The following is a 14,172-nucleotide window of genomic DNA, read 5'->3' as shown; positions in this document are numbered from 1 at the left end:
ACGACATCGTACCGGGCCCGCTTTCACCAGCCACGCAAGATGAAAGAGCGGCCCGGGTCGCAAGGCTGACCGACCGGACGGCCCGACAGGCGCATGCCTGCCGGGCCGTTTTTTTATGCGCTCGCCGTACGCCCGTTATGCGTTCGTGGTGTGCTCGTGGTCAGCTTTCTGCGACTGGTTACGCGCCCTCAACGTGCGCTGCGATACTCGACCCAATCGCCCGACCTGATTTCCGGGAGGCCCTTCACCGCATTGGGCGCCACCGGATAGAAGCGGCAGTTCACGACGTTACCGTCTACTTTCACCATCACTTCGCGCGCGAGGAAACGATCTTCGACGCCCGGATACACCGCTTCGATCTCGTCGAGCACCGCAACCAGTTCATCGTCGATTTCGTAGACGTCGCCTATGACGTCCACGCCCGCTTCGTCGACCACGAGGCCCGGATACAAGCCGAAGTCGAATAGATGGCCGCGCACCGTGGCCGTGCCGAGCAGATTCGGTGCGGCGATGTCGTTGCGCGCCGCAGCCTCACTGAGGTCGTTCACTTCACCGGCCCGCAATGTGCCGTATACAAAGACGGTCTGCATCGTCGTTTGCTCTCCCTGATTACGGGTTTATACCTCGGCTGTTGCCGAGGATTCAGTTCAGCGACGCGCTCGCCACCAGCACGCCGTCGATGTCCGCATAGATCCATTCGCCAGGACGGACCTGCGCGCCCGGCAATTGCACCGGCACGTCGCGCTCGCCCGTGCCGAGTTTCTGGCCACGCCGTGGGCAGGTCGCCAACGCCGCCACCCCGACATTGACTTCATTGAGCTCTAGCGTATCGCGCACGCAGCCGTTCAGCACGATGCCCGCCCAGCCATTCTGCTCGGCGATTTGCGCGAGATTGCCGCCTACCAGCGCGCACCGCAGACTGCCACCGCCGTCGACTACCAGCACCCGGCCCGCACCCTTCTCCTCGAGCGTGGCGCGTACGAGCGCGTTGTCTTCGAACACCTTTAACGTGACCGCCTCGCCGCTGAAACACTCGGCACGGCTGAAAAGATGAAAGACCGGTTCGAGGACGCGCAGCGTTCCGAGCACCAGTTGATCCTCGTGCGCGTCGCACAAATCAGCGGTTGCAAAGCTCATGGGGGTCTCCTCGGGATCCGTGCATTGGGGACATTATGCAACGTTGACACCGGCGTAACACCTACAATGAGAGGCCCCGGTGGTTTTGGGTCTGCACCTTCGGGTCTGTGCTCCCAGCGCTCTGTGCCCGAAGGCTCAATGCCCGGGCGCTCCGCGCTCGTAGGTCCGCATCTGCAGGCTCTGCGTTTTTTGAGTTCCATCCATTGGATCGTTCTTCAACATGAATTCGCCCACTGACTCAGTCCAGTCGAGCCGGAGCCACTTCGCCGACATCCCGCCCGAATTCCAGCCGACGCAAACGCACCCGATCCGCGTGCGCTCGCGGCAGATGCCTTCGGGCTGGCGCATCGCACGACACACGCATGCGTGGGCACAGGTGGCCTATGCGTCGCGCGGCGTGCTGCGGGTCGCGACGACCGGTACGACGTGGATGGTGCCGCCGTCCCGGGCGATCTGGGTGCCGCCGCATGTGACACACGAAGTGGTCGCAGTCGAAGATGCATTTCTGCGCACGCTCTACATTACCGAAAGCACCGTCCCGGCCGGACTGGATACGCCGCGCGTGGTCGAAGTATCGGATCTGCTGCGCGAAGTCATCGCCGCGCTCGATACGCCTGGTATCTCGGCGACACGCGAGCAGTTGCTAGGCGCGCTCGCGCTCGACGAACTGACGCGTTCGGAGCCGCTCCCTCTGTCCGTGCCGATGCCCAACGAAAAGCGCTTGCGCGCATTGTGTGAGGCGGTGATCGCGGACCCGACAAACGGCGATTCGCTCGAGCAATGGGCATCGAGCGTGGGTGCGAGTACGCGCACGATTGCGCGGCTGTTTCGTCAGGAGTTGGGCGTGAGTTTTTCGCAATGGCGTCAGCAGGCGGTTCTGGCGCGCGCGATTCCGCTGTTGAGCCAGGGGCGGCCACTTTCGCATGTCGCGCAGGAACTGGGGTATCAGAGCCAGAGTGCGTTCTCGGCGATGTTCCGGCGGGCGTTCGGCGAAAGTCCACGCGCGTTCATCGAACGTGGCTCGGAGCATCGCGTGGAGAGCGGGGATCGTGGTGATACAGAGGCCGATGAAGAGACCGCAAGAAAGTGACGGCGTAGCTCGGAACCGCTAACTGCGTTGCGTCAGACGCAGTGATTCAGGCACGTTGAGTCAGACACGCCGCGCAAGATGACGGATCGCTCCGAGTTGCGCCAGACGCGGTCCGGTCAGCTTGTACCCCTTGCGCTGATACAGGCGCGCCGCAGGATTGTCGACGAACACGCGCAACTGCAACTCGCGCAGGCCGCGCTCGCGCGCCCACTGATGTGACATATCGAGAAGATATGTGCCGGCACCGAGCCGCCGATGCCCTTCGGCAATCTGCACGTCGCGGATATGCAGGGAATCGCCTTCTTGCGTGATGCGCAGCACGCCAATTGGCTGGCCGTCCACTTCCAGAATGAAATTCTCCGACTCGCGCCAACTGCCGAGAAACAGATCGCCACGCCAGACCAGATGGTGCCGGTGATAGTAGCCACCCATGTTATTGCGAGTCAGCGCCTCGGCGAACTCGAAATCGTCCATGCTGGCGCTGCGCAGATGAAACGGTGACGGAGCTTCGGTTGGATCGAACATGGTGGAACGACGAAGATGAGTCGGGTCAACGGTAAAACAGGCCGCGCGCGCTGGCAATGGCTGTTTGTCCCGAGCATACCCGGACGATACAGGGGCAAACTGACCGCGGAAATAAAAAAAGCCCACTTCTTTCGAAGTGGGCTTTCTAAAATCTGGCGGAGCGGACGGGACTCGAACCCGCGACCCCCGGCGTGACAGGCCGGTATTCTAACCAACTGAACTACCGCTCCAGATTTTTGCACCGTGGCTGATGAGCCCTGCTCATTCACCCACTGCACCGCTCATACTGCTCGCTGAACGACGCCGATGTCTTGGCGTCCCCTAGGGGATTCGAACCCCTGTACTCACCGTGAAAGGGTGATGTCCTAGGCCTCTAGACGAAGGGGACAACGTACTGCTTACACCTTTAATGACAAAGCCCGTTCAAGTTTGCATGAACGGGCTTTGTCTGGCGGAGTGGACGGGACTCGAACCCGCGACCCCCGGCGTGACAGGCCGGTATTCTAACCAACTGAACTACCACTCCAGTTTGCCTATCATGACTTGCGAGCGTTGGTTTTTTCTCTGCAAGCTGCGCTGCTTTATTACTTCCAAGCGACGCTGATGTTTGGCGTCCCCTAGGGGATTCGAACCCCTGTACTCACCGTGAAAGGGTGATGTCCTAGGCCTCTAGACGAAGGGGACATAATCTTTTCAGATCTGTCTTTATCTTGCTGCCAACTCGCTTTAACTTTCGGCTAACTCTGTTTCGTCAGCAGCAAAGACCAATATTCTAACTACGTTACAGCTATTTGTGAAGTCTTTTTTGCTACAAGCTCCATACTTCGGAACCACTTCACTCTGCTCTGATGGTGGAGGTAAGCGGGATCGAACCGCTGACCTCTTGCATGCCATGCAAGCGCTCTCCCAGCTGAGCTATACCCCCCTTGCAGAACAGAAACGAGATTTTAGAGGCCAATTTTCGCTTTGTAAATACCCTTTGAGCAATTGCATGCGACTTTTTTCGCAAGTCGCATGCAAACAATCTCAAGGCTCGCACGAATGCGCTTAAGCCAACGCTTTTTCGATACGGCTCACGACAACATCACGACCGAACAGCATCAGCACGCTGTCAATCGACGGTGTATGCGTGGTGCCCGCCACCAGCAGACGAACCGGCATGGCCAGTTGCGGCATTTTCAGCTTGTGCGCGCCGAGCGTTGCCTTCAATGCCGCAGCGATCGCTTCCTTGGTCCACTCGACCGTCCTGAGCGAAGCAGCCAGATCGGCAAGCGCCGGACGCACGACATCCGTGACGTGCTGCGCAAGCGCATCGGCTTCAGGGGCCGGCACGCGATAGAACATCGCGGCGTTTTCGGCGATTTCCTTCACCGTCGACGCACGGTCCTTCAGCAAACCCACCACCGACGTCAGATCGGCGCCGTGTGCGATGGCGGCTTCGTCTAGACCCAGTTCAGCGAAGAAAGGCTTTGCGAGCTCCGCGAGGCGCGCGTTGTCCGCTTCCTTGATGTAGTGCGCGTTGAGCCAGTTCAACTTGTCGTGATCGTACTGAGCCGGCGACTTGCCCAGATGCTCCAGATCGAACCATTCGACGAACTGGTCACGCGTAAAGATTTCTGCATCGCCATGCGACCAGCCCAGACGTGCCAGATAGTTGACCACGGCTTCCGGCAGAAAGCCTGCGTCGCGATAACCCACCACGCTCATCGCTCCGTGGCGCTTGCTCATCTTCTCGCCCTGCTCGTTCAACACGGTCGGCAAGTGGGCGTAGACCGGGGGCTCACCGCCCAACGCGCGCAGGATGTTGATCTGGCGCGGCGTGTTATTCACGTGATCGTCACCGCGAATAACGTGCGTGATGCTCATGTCCAGATCGTCCACCACCACACAGAAATTGTAGGTCGGCGTGCCGTCCGGTCGCGCGATCACGAGGTCGTCGAGTTCTTCATTCGAGATTTCGATACGTCCCTTCACGGCGTCGTCCCATGCGACTACGCCCGTGAGCGGATTGCGGAAGCGCAGCACGGGCTGCACACCCGCCGGCGGCTCCGGCAAGACCTTGCCAGGTTCCGGTCGCCACGTGCCGTCATAGCGCGGCTTTTCGCCCGCCTCACGCTGACGTTCGCGCAGTGCGTCCAACTCTTCCGTCGACATGTAGCACGGGTACACGAGCCCTGCGTCCTGCATCTGCTGGAGCACTTCGCGGTACCGGTCCATGCGCTGCATTTGATAGAACGGACCTTCGTCAAAGTCGAGGCCGAGCCACGCCATGCCTTCGAGAATGGCGTCGACGGATTCGGAAGTGGAGCGCTCGACGTCGGTGTCCTCGATCCGCAGCACGAAGGTCCCTTTCATCTTGCGCGCGAACGCCCACGGATAAAGCGCGGAGCGAATGTTGCCGAGGTGGATGAAGCCGGTGGGACTCGGTGCGAAACGGGTACGGACGGAGGTGGTCATTAGCGGTTACTCGGAAGACGGGCGCCGGCGCCGTAGCAAACATCGCCAGTGAAGCGCGGCAGCGGACCGTGTTCGTGCAGCAGAAAACGCCTTGCACGGACACGAAGGAAATAAATGCGAGAGCCGAATTATACCTTCCGGACACGCGTTGCCTGCCCTCGTCCAAATGGCCAATGGCAGCACACAAGACGCTCGCGAAGCCTACTTGAGCACACCCGAGGGCCTCCTCTGCAACGTTTCATTACCGGACCAACGCGCATCCGGCGCTTTGATTTATGATGTGCGCGCGCTGCGGGTGGGGATAGAACCACGGCGCATGGAATCGCCACCGGCGCTCCTGTCCGTCTGACTATCCGCCTGACCGCGGCACAGGTTGCGCCGATTGCGTCGCCCCCGCCGTTGCTGGAGAACCCGTTGAAACCGTCATCCCCACGCCTTGCCCGTCGCAACTTCTCATTGGCGGCCGCCTCCGCGGTGCTGGCCGCCTGCACCACGACCGGCGGCAGCAAAACCGATAGCACACCGGTTGCCACCACGCCGCCCACCAACTCGCCACCGCTCGACAAACCGCAGCGAACGATCCGCGTTGGACTCGCGCTAGGCGGCGGCGCCGCGCGCGGCTTCGCGCACATCGGTGTGATCAAGGCGCTCGAGGCGCGCAATATCCAGGTCGATCTGGTGGCCGGCACGAGCGCGGGTTCGGTAGTCGGTGCGCTGTACGCCTCGGGAATGAACGGCTTTGCGCTCAACAAGCTCGCGCTGACCATGGACGAAGCGTCGATCAGCGACTGGGCCATGCCGTTTCGCACGCGCGGTTTTCTGCAAGGTATCGCGCTGCAGAACTACCTGAATACGACGCTCAACAACCGTCCGATCGAGAAGATGGTCAAGCCGCTCGGCGTGGTCGCCACCGATCTGCGGACCGGCCAGCCGATCCTCTTCCAGCGCGGCAACACCGGCATTGCAGTACGCGCGTCATGCAGCGTGCCATCGATTTTCGAGCCGGTGAAGATCGGCGGACACGAATATGTGGACGGCGGCCTGGTGAGTCCCGTGCCCGCCTCGTTCGCACGCAAGATGGGCGCGGATTTCGTGATCGCCGTGGACATCTCACAGCGCCCGGAAAGCGGCCTCACTGTCAGTTCGTTCGACGTGCTGATGCAGACCTTCACGATCATGGGCCAGACGATCAAGACCTATGAACTCGACAAGTACGCCGACGTCGTGATCCGGCCGAATCTGGCGGCCATGAGCGGCAGCGATTTCTCGCAGCGCAACGCAGCGATTCTGGCTGGAGAGGAAGCGGTGGCGAAGATGATGCCGGAGTTGCAACGCAAGCTGGCCGAGAGCCGCGTCGCAGCTTAGTTCGTCAGGACAGCGCCGGTTGCAGCGACCGGCGCACTTCGGCTGTCCTCACGCACGCAGCGCCGGCGCAGCCTGAGGCACGGCGCGGATGATTCGCCGACCTATCGGCAAGCTCAAACGCAAAAAGCCTGCTTCGAACGAAGCAGGCTTTTTTCACACCCAAATCGCCGGTGCGGGCTAAGTCTGTTACTGATTGCCGCCAATCGAGGCATTCACGCGCTTGCGCAGATCCTCACCGTCCTGATAGGACGTCTCGATCCGGCGTGCGCCCGTGAAACGCTTTTCCCAATAACCGCTATCCAGATCGTCGACGCGGATCGTGCTACCCGTGGAAGGCGAATGCACGAACTTGTTGTCGCCGATGTAGATGCCGACGTGCGAGAACGTACGGCGCATCGTATTGAAGAACACCAGATCGCCCGGCTTCAGGTCGCTAACGCGAACCTTCTCGCCGACGCGGCTCATTTCCTCGGCGCGGCGCGGCAGCGCCATACCGAGCGTGTCCTGGAACACGTAGCGAACAAAGCCGCTGCAATCGAGCCCCGAATCGGGCGTATTACCGCCCCAACGGTAGCGAACGCCGATCATGTTCAGCGCGCCGACCACCACGTCGCCCGCTTTTCCGGCCATGCCGGACAGGAACGATTTGGCGCCGCCGTCGCTGTCAGGAGCGGCGGATTGCGAATTGAGGGGAGACAAAGAATTCGACCCGCTGGGGGTCGAATATGAGGCATTCTGATTAAAACTGCTTACTTCGTCGGCGAAAGCGCCGGGAGTTGCTGCCATCAAGACGCCAATGAACATCCCGGCGACGACGCGCGTGCAAGCCTGGGTTAGGTTTCTGTGCTGCATTGGTCGGTATTTTTTGCCTAAAAATCAGTGGGCTACGGAAAAAGTTTGGTCGATACTAGCCAGTAAGTATTCGTGTGTCAAAACAAATAGAAAAATACAATCGAGACACGCACCCAATTGGTGAAAGAGTGCAAAATCAGTGGTCAAGCGCCGCTTTCAGCAGCTTTCGAGTGTAAGGATGCACCGGTGTCGCAAAAATCTGCTCAACGTCCCCGCTTTCGACGATCGAACCGTTTTGCATGACCGCGACACGATGCGCCATCGCGCCGATCACGGCCAGATCGTGGCTGATGAAAACGAAACCGAGGTTGTACTTCTGTTGCAACCCGGCAAGCAGCTTTAGCACCTGCTGCTGGATTGACACGTCGAGCGCACTGGTCGGTTCATCGAGGATCAGAATGCGTGGCTCCAGCACCAGAGCGCGCGCAATCGCAATCCGCTGACGCTGGCCGCCGGAGAACTCGTGCGGATAGCGGTACAGCACCGTGCGGTCCAAACCGACTTCGCGCAGGACCGAAACCACCTTGTCGTGCCGCGCCTCCTGGCTCATTTGCGGCCGATGCAGCGCCAGCCCTTCGCCGACGATCCGCTCGATGGTCTGGCGCGGCGACAGCGAACTGAACGGGTCCTGAAAGACAACCTGCATATTCGAGCGTAAGGCGGTCTGGTCGGCGCCGCGATAGCTGCCGAGCGCCCTGCCCTGAAACTCGATCTCGCCGTGCGCGGTGCGTTGCAGGCCAAGCAAGGCCATCGCGAGCGTCGATTTGCCCGAACCCGATTCGCCGACGATCCCCAGCGTCTCGCCCTGGCGCACCGACACATTCGCATCGGCGACCGCACGAAAGTGCCCCGAGCGGAACCAGCCGCTCCAGCCCGGCAGTTTCGTTTTGAAGTCGACCGAAACATCGCGCGCTTCGAGCAGCACCGGTGAAATCGGCAGCACAGGGACCACCGTGCGCTGCGGACGGCTCGCCAGCAAACGTTGCGTGTACGGATGCTGCGGCGACTCGAATACCTGCTCGACCGGCCCGCTTTCCACGAGGACGCCCTTCTCCATCACCGCGATGCGTTGCGCGAAGTGCCGCACCAGATTCAGGTCGTGCGTGATCAGCAGCACGGCCATGCCGCGTTTCTCGGCTTCGTCGCGTTGCAACTCCAGCAGCAGCTCGACGATCTGCGCGCGGATCGTCACGTCGAGCGCCGTTGTCGGCTCGTCGGCCAGCAACAGGCGTGGGCGGCACGCGAGCGCCATCGCGATCATTGCGCGCTGCCGCTGACCGCCCGAGAGCTGATGAGGATAGCTGTTCACACGCTTGCCAGGCTCGGCAATGCCCGTGCGCCCCAGCAACGCCACAGCGCGCTTACGCGCCTCGTTCGCCGTTACGCCGTCGTGCACGACGATCGTCTCCGCAATCTGGTCGCCGACCGTATAGAGCGGATTGAGCGCTGTCATCGGCTCCTGGAAAATCATCGCGATGTCCGAGCCGCGCATGCCGCGCATCTCGCGTTCGCTTTTGGCGAGCAGATCTTCGCCGTCGAAACGGATCGACCCGCTCACTTGCGCATCGCTCAACAGACGCAGGATCGACAGTGCGGTCACGCTCTTGCCCGAGCCCGATTCGCCGACCAGCGCGACCCGTTCGCCGCGCTGGATCGCGAGCGTCACGTCGTTCACCGCAACCGTGTCGCCGAAGGTCACATGCAGATGATCGAGTTCCAGCAGCGGCGGCATCGTGCCTTGTTTTGCGTTGTTTTCCACCATGGCGCTCACTGGTTGCCTCCCGCGCGCATGGCATCGGAGATGCGAGTGTCCAGCGCGTTGCGCAGGGCATCGCCCATGAACGTCAGCAGCAACAGCATCGCCACCAGCACGCCGAAAGTGGACAACGAAATCCACCATGCGTCGAGATTCGCCTTGCCTTGCGCAAGCAGTTCGCCCAGGCTCGGTGTCGGCGAAGGCACGCCCAGGCCGAGAAAATCGAGGCTGGTGAGCGCGAGAATCGCGCCGCTCATGCGGAACGGCAGAAACGTGATCACTGGCGTCAAACTGTTGGGCAATACGTGCCGCCACATGATCTGCCAGTTCGAGAGTCCCATCGCCCGCGCGGCACGCACGTAGTCCTGGTGACGGTTGCGCAGAAACTCCGCGCGCACGTAATCGGACAAACCGATCCAGCCGAACAACGACAGCAGCACGATCAGCAGAATGAACCCCGGCTCGAAGATCGACGAGAAAATGATCAACAGGTAAAGCTCCGGCATGGCACTCCAGATTTCGATCAGACGCTGCCCGATGATATCGGTACGTCCTCCGAAGTAACCCTGCACGGCGCCCGCGGCAATCCCGAGCACGGTGCCAATCAAGGTCAGCACCAACCCAAATTCCACCGACACGCGAAAACCATACAGAAGACGCGCGAAGAGATCGCGGCCGCGGTCGTCGGTGCCGAACCAGTTATCGCGCGACGGCGGCGCCGGGTTCGGCTCCTTCGAGAAATAATTCAGCGTGTCGTAGTAGTACCGGTTCGGCGGATACACTGCAAAATTACCCGGCGTGTCGAAACGACGCTCGATATACGGGTCGAGATAGTCGGCGGGTGTCGGGAAGTCGCCGCCGAAGGTGGTCTCCGCGTAAGTCTTGAACATCGGAAAATACAACTGCCCTTCGTAGCGCACCACGAGTGGCTTGTCGTTCGACCACAGCGGCCCCGCGAGGCTCGCGGCAAACGCGACGACGAAGATGATCAGACTCCAGTAGCCAAGGCGCTGCTGACGAAACCGCTGCCAGACGCGACGCGCCGGCGTAGGCGACACGAACGCGCGAGCCGGTTCGGTGCGCGCCGCCGCATCGGCTGAAAGACGGGCTCGATTCATCAGCGCTCCAGTTGTTCGAATTGGATGCGGGGATCGACCCACACATAGCAAAGATCGGAAATCAGCTTGGTCGCAAGACCGATCAGCGTGAATAGATAGAGCGTGCCGAGCACGACCGGATAGTCGCGCCGCACCACCGATTCGTATGACAGCAAACCGAGCCCGTCGAGCGAAAACAACGTCTCGATCAACAGACTGCCGGTGAAAAATGCACCGATAAACGCTGCCGGAAAACCGACGATCAACGGCAGCAACGCATTGCGAAACACGTGCTTCCACAGCACGCGCCTTTCCGACAAACCTTTGGCACGCGCGGTCAGCACGTACTGCTTGCGAATTTCGTCGAGGAAGGCGTTCTTCGTCAGCATCGTGACCACGGCGAAACTGCCCACCACCGAAACGGTAATCGGCAACGTGATATGCCACAGGTAGTCGACAATCTTGCCGCCAAGACTCAGCTGCGCCCAGTTATCCGAGGTGAGATTGCGCAGCGGGAAGAGCTGCAGGAAGCTGCCGCCGCCGAACAGCACCAGCAACAGCACGCCCAGCACAAAGCCTGGAATGGCATAGCCGACCAACACGACGAGGCTCGTTGCGATATCGAAGCGCGAGCCGTTGCGTACCGCCTTGGCTATTCCCAGAGGCACTGATATCAGGTACGTCAGGAAGAAGGTCCATAAGCCGATGCTGATCGACACCGGCAATTTCGAAACGATCAGCGACCACACGCTTTGATGGCGGAAATAGCTCTGGCCAAGGTCGAACGTCGAGAAGCGTTTTAACATCAGGACGTAGCGCTCGAGCGGCGGTTTGTCGAAGCCATACAGCGCTTTCAGTTGCGCAATCTGCTGCGCGTCGACGCCGGTATGCGCACGCAGACCGAATGGCGCGCCATTCTCCGCGCCTTTGCGCAACTCGTGCTGCATCTGTTCGACCGGGCCACCTGGGACGAACTGGATCACGACGAAGGTCAGTGTCAGCACGCCGAGCAAGGTCGGGATCATCAACAGCAGGCGTTTGAGGATGTAGCTCCACATGGCGGCGTTTCCGGTGCGAAGGCGGTGAGTGAATGACGCTTGGCGCGCCTGGGCTTACGGCTGTTGCGGCTGCTGTGCATACCACCACATCGACGTGATCCAGCCCTCAGCGCCATAGTACAGAGGCAAGGTCTTTGGCCACGCGAAACCGCGCTTGAACGCCACCCGATGCGAAGCGCTGTACCACTGCGGAATCACATAGTAGCCATGCATCAGCACCCGGTCGAGCGCGTGCGTCGCGTCGATCAGTTGCTCCCGCGTCTGCGCATGCACGAGCGCGCTCAGGATCGCATCGACAGCCGGCGACTTCAGGCCGATCACGTTGTCCGAACCTGGGGTGTCCGCGGCCTTACTGCCGAACCGGTCGATCTGTTCCGAACCGGGCACCTGCACGTCCGCCATACGGATCGTGGTCGTGTCGAAGTCAAATGCGTCGAGTCGCTTCTGGTAGACCGCGAAGTCGGATACGCGGAACGTCGCGGTGATGCCGAGCTTCTGCAGATTGCGGATGAGGGTCGCAACGATCGGCTCGAACTGAGCGGACGAACCGGAATCGTCGAGAATTTCGAACTGGAATGGCTCGCCTTTGGCGTTACGCAATGCGCCGTCGCGATAGGTCCACCCCGCCTGCTGCAGCAACGCACGTGCTTGCAGCAGATTGGCGCGCAGCGAACCTGGCGGGTCGGTGTCCGGCTGCTTCGGCGGCGGACCGAACACAGCCGGATTGAGCCTGGCGCGCCACGGCTCAAGCAGCGCCAGCTCGCCAGGTGTTGGCATGCCCTTCGCCTGCAAATCCGTATTGGCGAAGAAGCTGTCGATGCGCGTGTACTGATTGAAGAACAGTTGCCGGTTCAACCACTGAAAGTCGAGTGCGAGATCGAGCGCCTTGCGCACCCGCACGTCCTGGAACAATGGCCGCCGCGTGTTGAGCACGAAGCCCTGCATGCCGGTGCCGTTATGCTGCGGAAATTCGCGCTTGATCAGCTCGCCGCTATCGAACTTCTTGCCGACGTCGCGCCGCACCCAATTGCGTGCGACATATTCGACCAGTACATCGTATTCGCCCGCCTTGAACGCCTCGAGCCGCGCCGTATTATCCGAATACAGCTTGTAGACGATCCGATCGAAATTGTTCGTGCCGACCCGCACAGGCAATGTCGCACCCCAGTAGTTCGGATCACGCCGATACGTAATCGTGCGGCCATTGTCATACTGATCGATCAGATAGGGCCCACTGGCAATGGGTTTCTCGAACGCCAACTGGTCGAAAGCGATCCGGCTGCCGTCCGGCTTCATCCCCCACTTGTGCGAGAACACCGGCATGCTGCCCGCCAGCAACGGCAACTCACGATTGCGCTGGCGAAACTCGAAACGGATCGTGTGCGGGTCAACGACTACTGCGCGCGTGATCTCGCCGAAAATCGACGCGAATTGCGGCGCGGCCTGCGGGCTTTTCAAGGTGTCGAGCGAAAATTTGACGTCGTCCGCGGTGACCGGATCGCCATTCGAAAAGCGTGCGCGCGGATTGATGTGGAACGTGGTCGACAAGCCGTCCGCTGCAATATTGATGTCGTCGGCGAGCAGGCCATAGGCGGAGGCCACTTCGTCACTGCTGCCGGTGGTCAGGCTTTCGAACATCAGATCCACGCCCGGCGCGGTATTGCCGCGCAGTGTGAACGGATTGAATTTATCGAAGCTGGTGAGCCGGCTCGGATTCGCCATCACCAGCGTGCCGCCCTTTGGCGCATCCGGGTTGACGTAGTCGAAGTGTTTGAAATCGGCCGGATATTTCGGCTCACCGTATTGCGCGATCGCGTAGACCGCGTGGGCCTCGGGCGCTGCGAGCAAACCGGCCACGGCGGACAGGCCACACAGCACGACGGCGCACACCGACCGCCAGGAGTAAGGCACAACCCGCGACACAACCGGTAGACCGACACGCGATAGCCTGTGAATCACGCTGCATCGAGGTGCGCGAGGCGTTTTAGCCCATCGCGAGCCAGTTGTCATAGGGGCCTTGTTGGTCAGTGGGCAATTGCAATGTGAGAGAATTCTACCCAATAAACCCGCGCAATCCGCACATCTCATCTACACGACATTCACGCGCGTGGCGCGCGGACCTTGTCGGGAGAATTGATTGGCTTCCTCGCTGGTAAACGCATCTTGCTGACCGGCCTGCTGTCGAATCCGGCCGCCACCGTGACGGCGGAAATCGTGCACGTAGACAGCGGCTTTAACGCTGTGGTCGGCGGTACGGCTGCCGTAGCTGAATAATTGGGCTTGCTTGCTGCATTGACGCCGGGGCCCGTCGCCAGGTCTGCCGGTTTCGCGAGCGCAATAAAAAACCGCCCTGTCCGGGCGGTTTTTTTACTTCGCGGCTGGATCATCCGCGACTACCTGGTTTAGTGCCAGCCGCGACGATTGTCGTAGTGGTCACGGCCGTAGTCGTAGCGACCCGGGGGGTGACGGCGATACCAATCGTCACGCGCCCAGTAGCGGCGGCCGTCCCAATAGCGGTCGCCGTGCCAGCCGATCACGATCGCCGGACCGCCGTAGTACACAGGAGCCGGTTGATAGACGACGGGCGGCGGAGGCGGAGGCGGCGGTGCATAGATCGGCGCCGGGGCCACATAGACCGGCGCGGGAATGCCGATGTTGACACCAATGTTGAGCCCACCGGCCATTGCAGCACCCGACGCAGCCAACCCGAGAACCCCGATCAGAAGTGGAACAAGACGTGCGGACTTCATTGATCACCCTTTTGAAGAATGTGTGTTGTTGGCCGAAATATAGCGCAAGGTAGCCATCCGCGTATTTCAACTTTGTAATAACTGA

Annotated in this window: 12 protein-coding genes, 5 tRNA genes and 1 pseudogene; 3 read left to right on the top strand and 15 right to left on the bottom strand. The window is 60.8% G+C overall.

The window, feature by feature from the left end:
* Window positions 1-188 precede the first annotated feature (188 nt).
* Entirely contained in the window at window positions 189-590 is a 402-nt protein-coding gene (locus ACUN0E_RS27950; protein WP_408223750.1) for a gamma-glutamylcyclotransferase family protein, read from the bottom strand.
* A gap of 52 nt (window positions 591-642) precedes the next feature.
* A complete protein-coding gene (rraA, locus tag ACUN0E_RS27945) occupies window positions 643-1,137 on the bottom strand; it encodes a ribonuclease E activity regulator RraA (protein WP_408223753.1) in 495 nt (164 codons plus the stop codon).
* A 220-nt stretch (window positions 1,138-1,357) separates the two neighbouring features.
* Here rraA and ACUN0E_RS27940 point away from each other — a divergent pair, with 220 nt between their 5' ends.
* Window positions 1,358-2,227, top strand: a complete 870-nt coding sequence (locus ACUN0E_RS27940) for an AraC family transcriptional regulator (protein WP_408223756.1) — start codon at window positions 1,358-1,360, stop codon at window positions 2,225-2,227.
* 60 nt (window positions 2,228-2,287) lie between these two features.
* Here ACUN0E_RS27940 and ACUN0E_RS27935 read toward each other — a convergent pair whose 3' ends face one another.
* The 7 genes from ACUN0E_RS27935 to gltX form a co-directional block, all read right to left on the bottom strand.
* A complete protein-coding gene (locus tag ACUN0E_RS27935; protein ID WP_408223759.1) occupies window positions 2,288-2,752 on the bottom strand; it encodes a GNAT family N-acetyltransferase in 465 nt (154 codons plus the stop codon).
* A 153-nt stretch (window positions 2,753-2,905) separates the two neighbouring features.
* Window positions 2,906-2,982 (bottom strand) — tRNA-Asp (locus ACUN0E_RS27930).
* An 82-nt stretch (window positions 2,983-3,064) separates the two neighbouring features.
* Window positions 3,065-3,140: transfer RNA gene (locus ACUN0E_RS27925), tRNA-Glu, on the bottom strand.
* Window positions 3,141-3,201: 61 nt separating this feature from the next.
* Window positions 3,202-3,278: transfer RNA gene (locus tag ACUN0E_RS27920), tRNA-Asp, on the bottom strand.
* An 82-nt stretch (window positions 3,279-3,360) separates the two neighbouring features.
* Window positions 3,361-3,436, bottom strand: a tRNA-Glu gene (locus tag ACUN0E_RS27915).
* Window positions 3,437-3,601: 165 nt separating this feature from the next.
* Window positions 3,602-3,677 (bottom strand) — tRNA-Ala (locus tag ACUN0E_RS27910).
* Between the two features lie 122 nt (window positions 3,678-3,799).
* Entirely contained in the window at window positions 3,800-5,209 is a 1,410-nt protein-coding gene (gltX, locus tag ACUN0E_RS27905; protein WP_445568621.1) for a glutamate--tRNA ligase, read from the bottom strand.
* A 414-nt stretch (window positions 5,210-5,623) separates the two neighbouring features.
* Here gltX and ACUN0E_RS27900 point away from each other — a divergent pair, with 414 nt between their 5' ends.
* Window positions 5,624-6,574 carry a patatin-like phospholipase family protein gene (locus tag ACUN0E_RS27900; RefSeq protein WP_408223765.1) on the top strand — a complete coding sequence of 317 codons (951 nt, stop codon included), beginning with the start codon at window positions 5,624-5,626 and terminating at the stop codon, window positions 6,572-6,574.
* A 186-nt stretch (window positions 6,575-6,760) separates the two neighbouring features.
* On the opposite strand, the gene ACUN0E_RS27895 is transcribed toward ACUN0E_RS27900, so the two are convergent.
* From ACUN0E_RS27895 to ACUN0E_RS27875, 5 genes are all read right to left on the bottom strand, one after another.
* Complete coding sequence (locus tag ACUN0E_RS27895; protein WP_172315611.1) at window positions 6,761-7,426, bottom strand: C40 family peptidase; 666 nt, start codon at window positions 7,424-7,426, stop codon at window positions 6,761-6,763.
* A gap of 136 nt (window positions 7,427-7,562) precedes the next feature.
* The gene (locus ACUN0E_RS27890; protein ID WP_445570527.1) at window positions 7,563-9,188 is read right to left on the bottom strand and encodes an ABC transporter ATP-binding protein; all 1,626 of its coding nucleotides are present in this window, start codon (window positions 9,186-9,188) and stop codon (window positions 7,563-7,565) included.
* Window positions 9,189-9,193: 5 nt separating this feature from the next.
* Window positions 9,194-10,300 (bottom strand): ABC transporter permease, encoded by a 1,107-nt coding sequence (locus ACUN0E_RS27885; RefSeq protein ID WP_445568620.1) that lies wholly within the window; start codon window positions 10,298-10,300, stop codon window positions 9,194-9,196.
* Entirely contained in the window at window positions 10,300-11,337 is a 1,038-nt protein-coding gene (locus tag ACUN0E_RS27880; RefSeq protein ID WP_445568619.1) for a microcin C ABC transporter permease YejB, read from the bottom strand. The genes ACUN0E_RS27885 and ACUN0E_RS27880 overlap by 1 nt, the downstream gene beginning before the upstream one ends.
* A gap of 54 nt (window positions 11,338-11,391) precedes the next feature.
* Entirely contained in the window at window positions 11,392-13,347 is a 1,956-nt protein-coding gene (locus ACUN0E_RS27875) for an extracellular solute-binding protein (RefSeq protein ID WP_408223774.1), read from the bottom strand.
* Window positions 13,348-13,512: 165 nt separating this feature from the next.
* Between ACUN0E_RS27875 and ACUN0E_RS27870 the strand changes: the two are divergent.
* A pseudogene (locus tag ACUN0E_RS27870) lies at window positions 13,513-13,611 on the top strand (enoyl-[acyl-carrier-protein] reductase FabI); the annotation flags it as partial.
* A gap of 128 nt (window positions 13,612-13,739) precedes the next feature.
* On the opposite strand, the gene ACUN0E_RS27865 reads toward ACUN0E_RS27870, so the two are convergent.
* On the bottom strand, window positions 13,740-14,087 hold the full coding sequence (locus tag ACUN0E_RS27865) for a hypothetical protein (protein WP_408209922.1): 348 nt from the start codon (window positions 14,085-14,087) through the stop codon (window positions 13,740-13,742).
* Window positions 14,088-14,172 lie beyond the last annotated feature (85 nt).

This window comes from Paraburkholderia sp. D1E (assembly GCF_052682275.1).
This window is presented reverse-complemented; position numbering and strand designations above follow the sequence as displayed.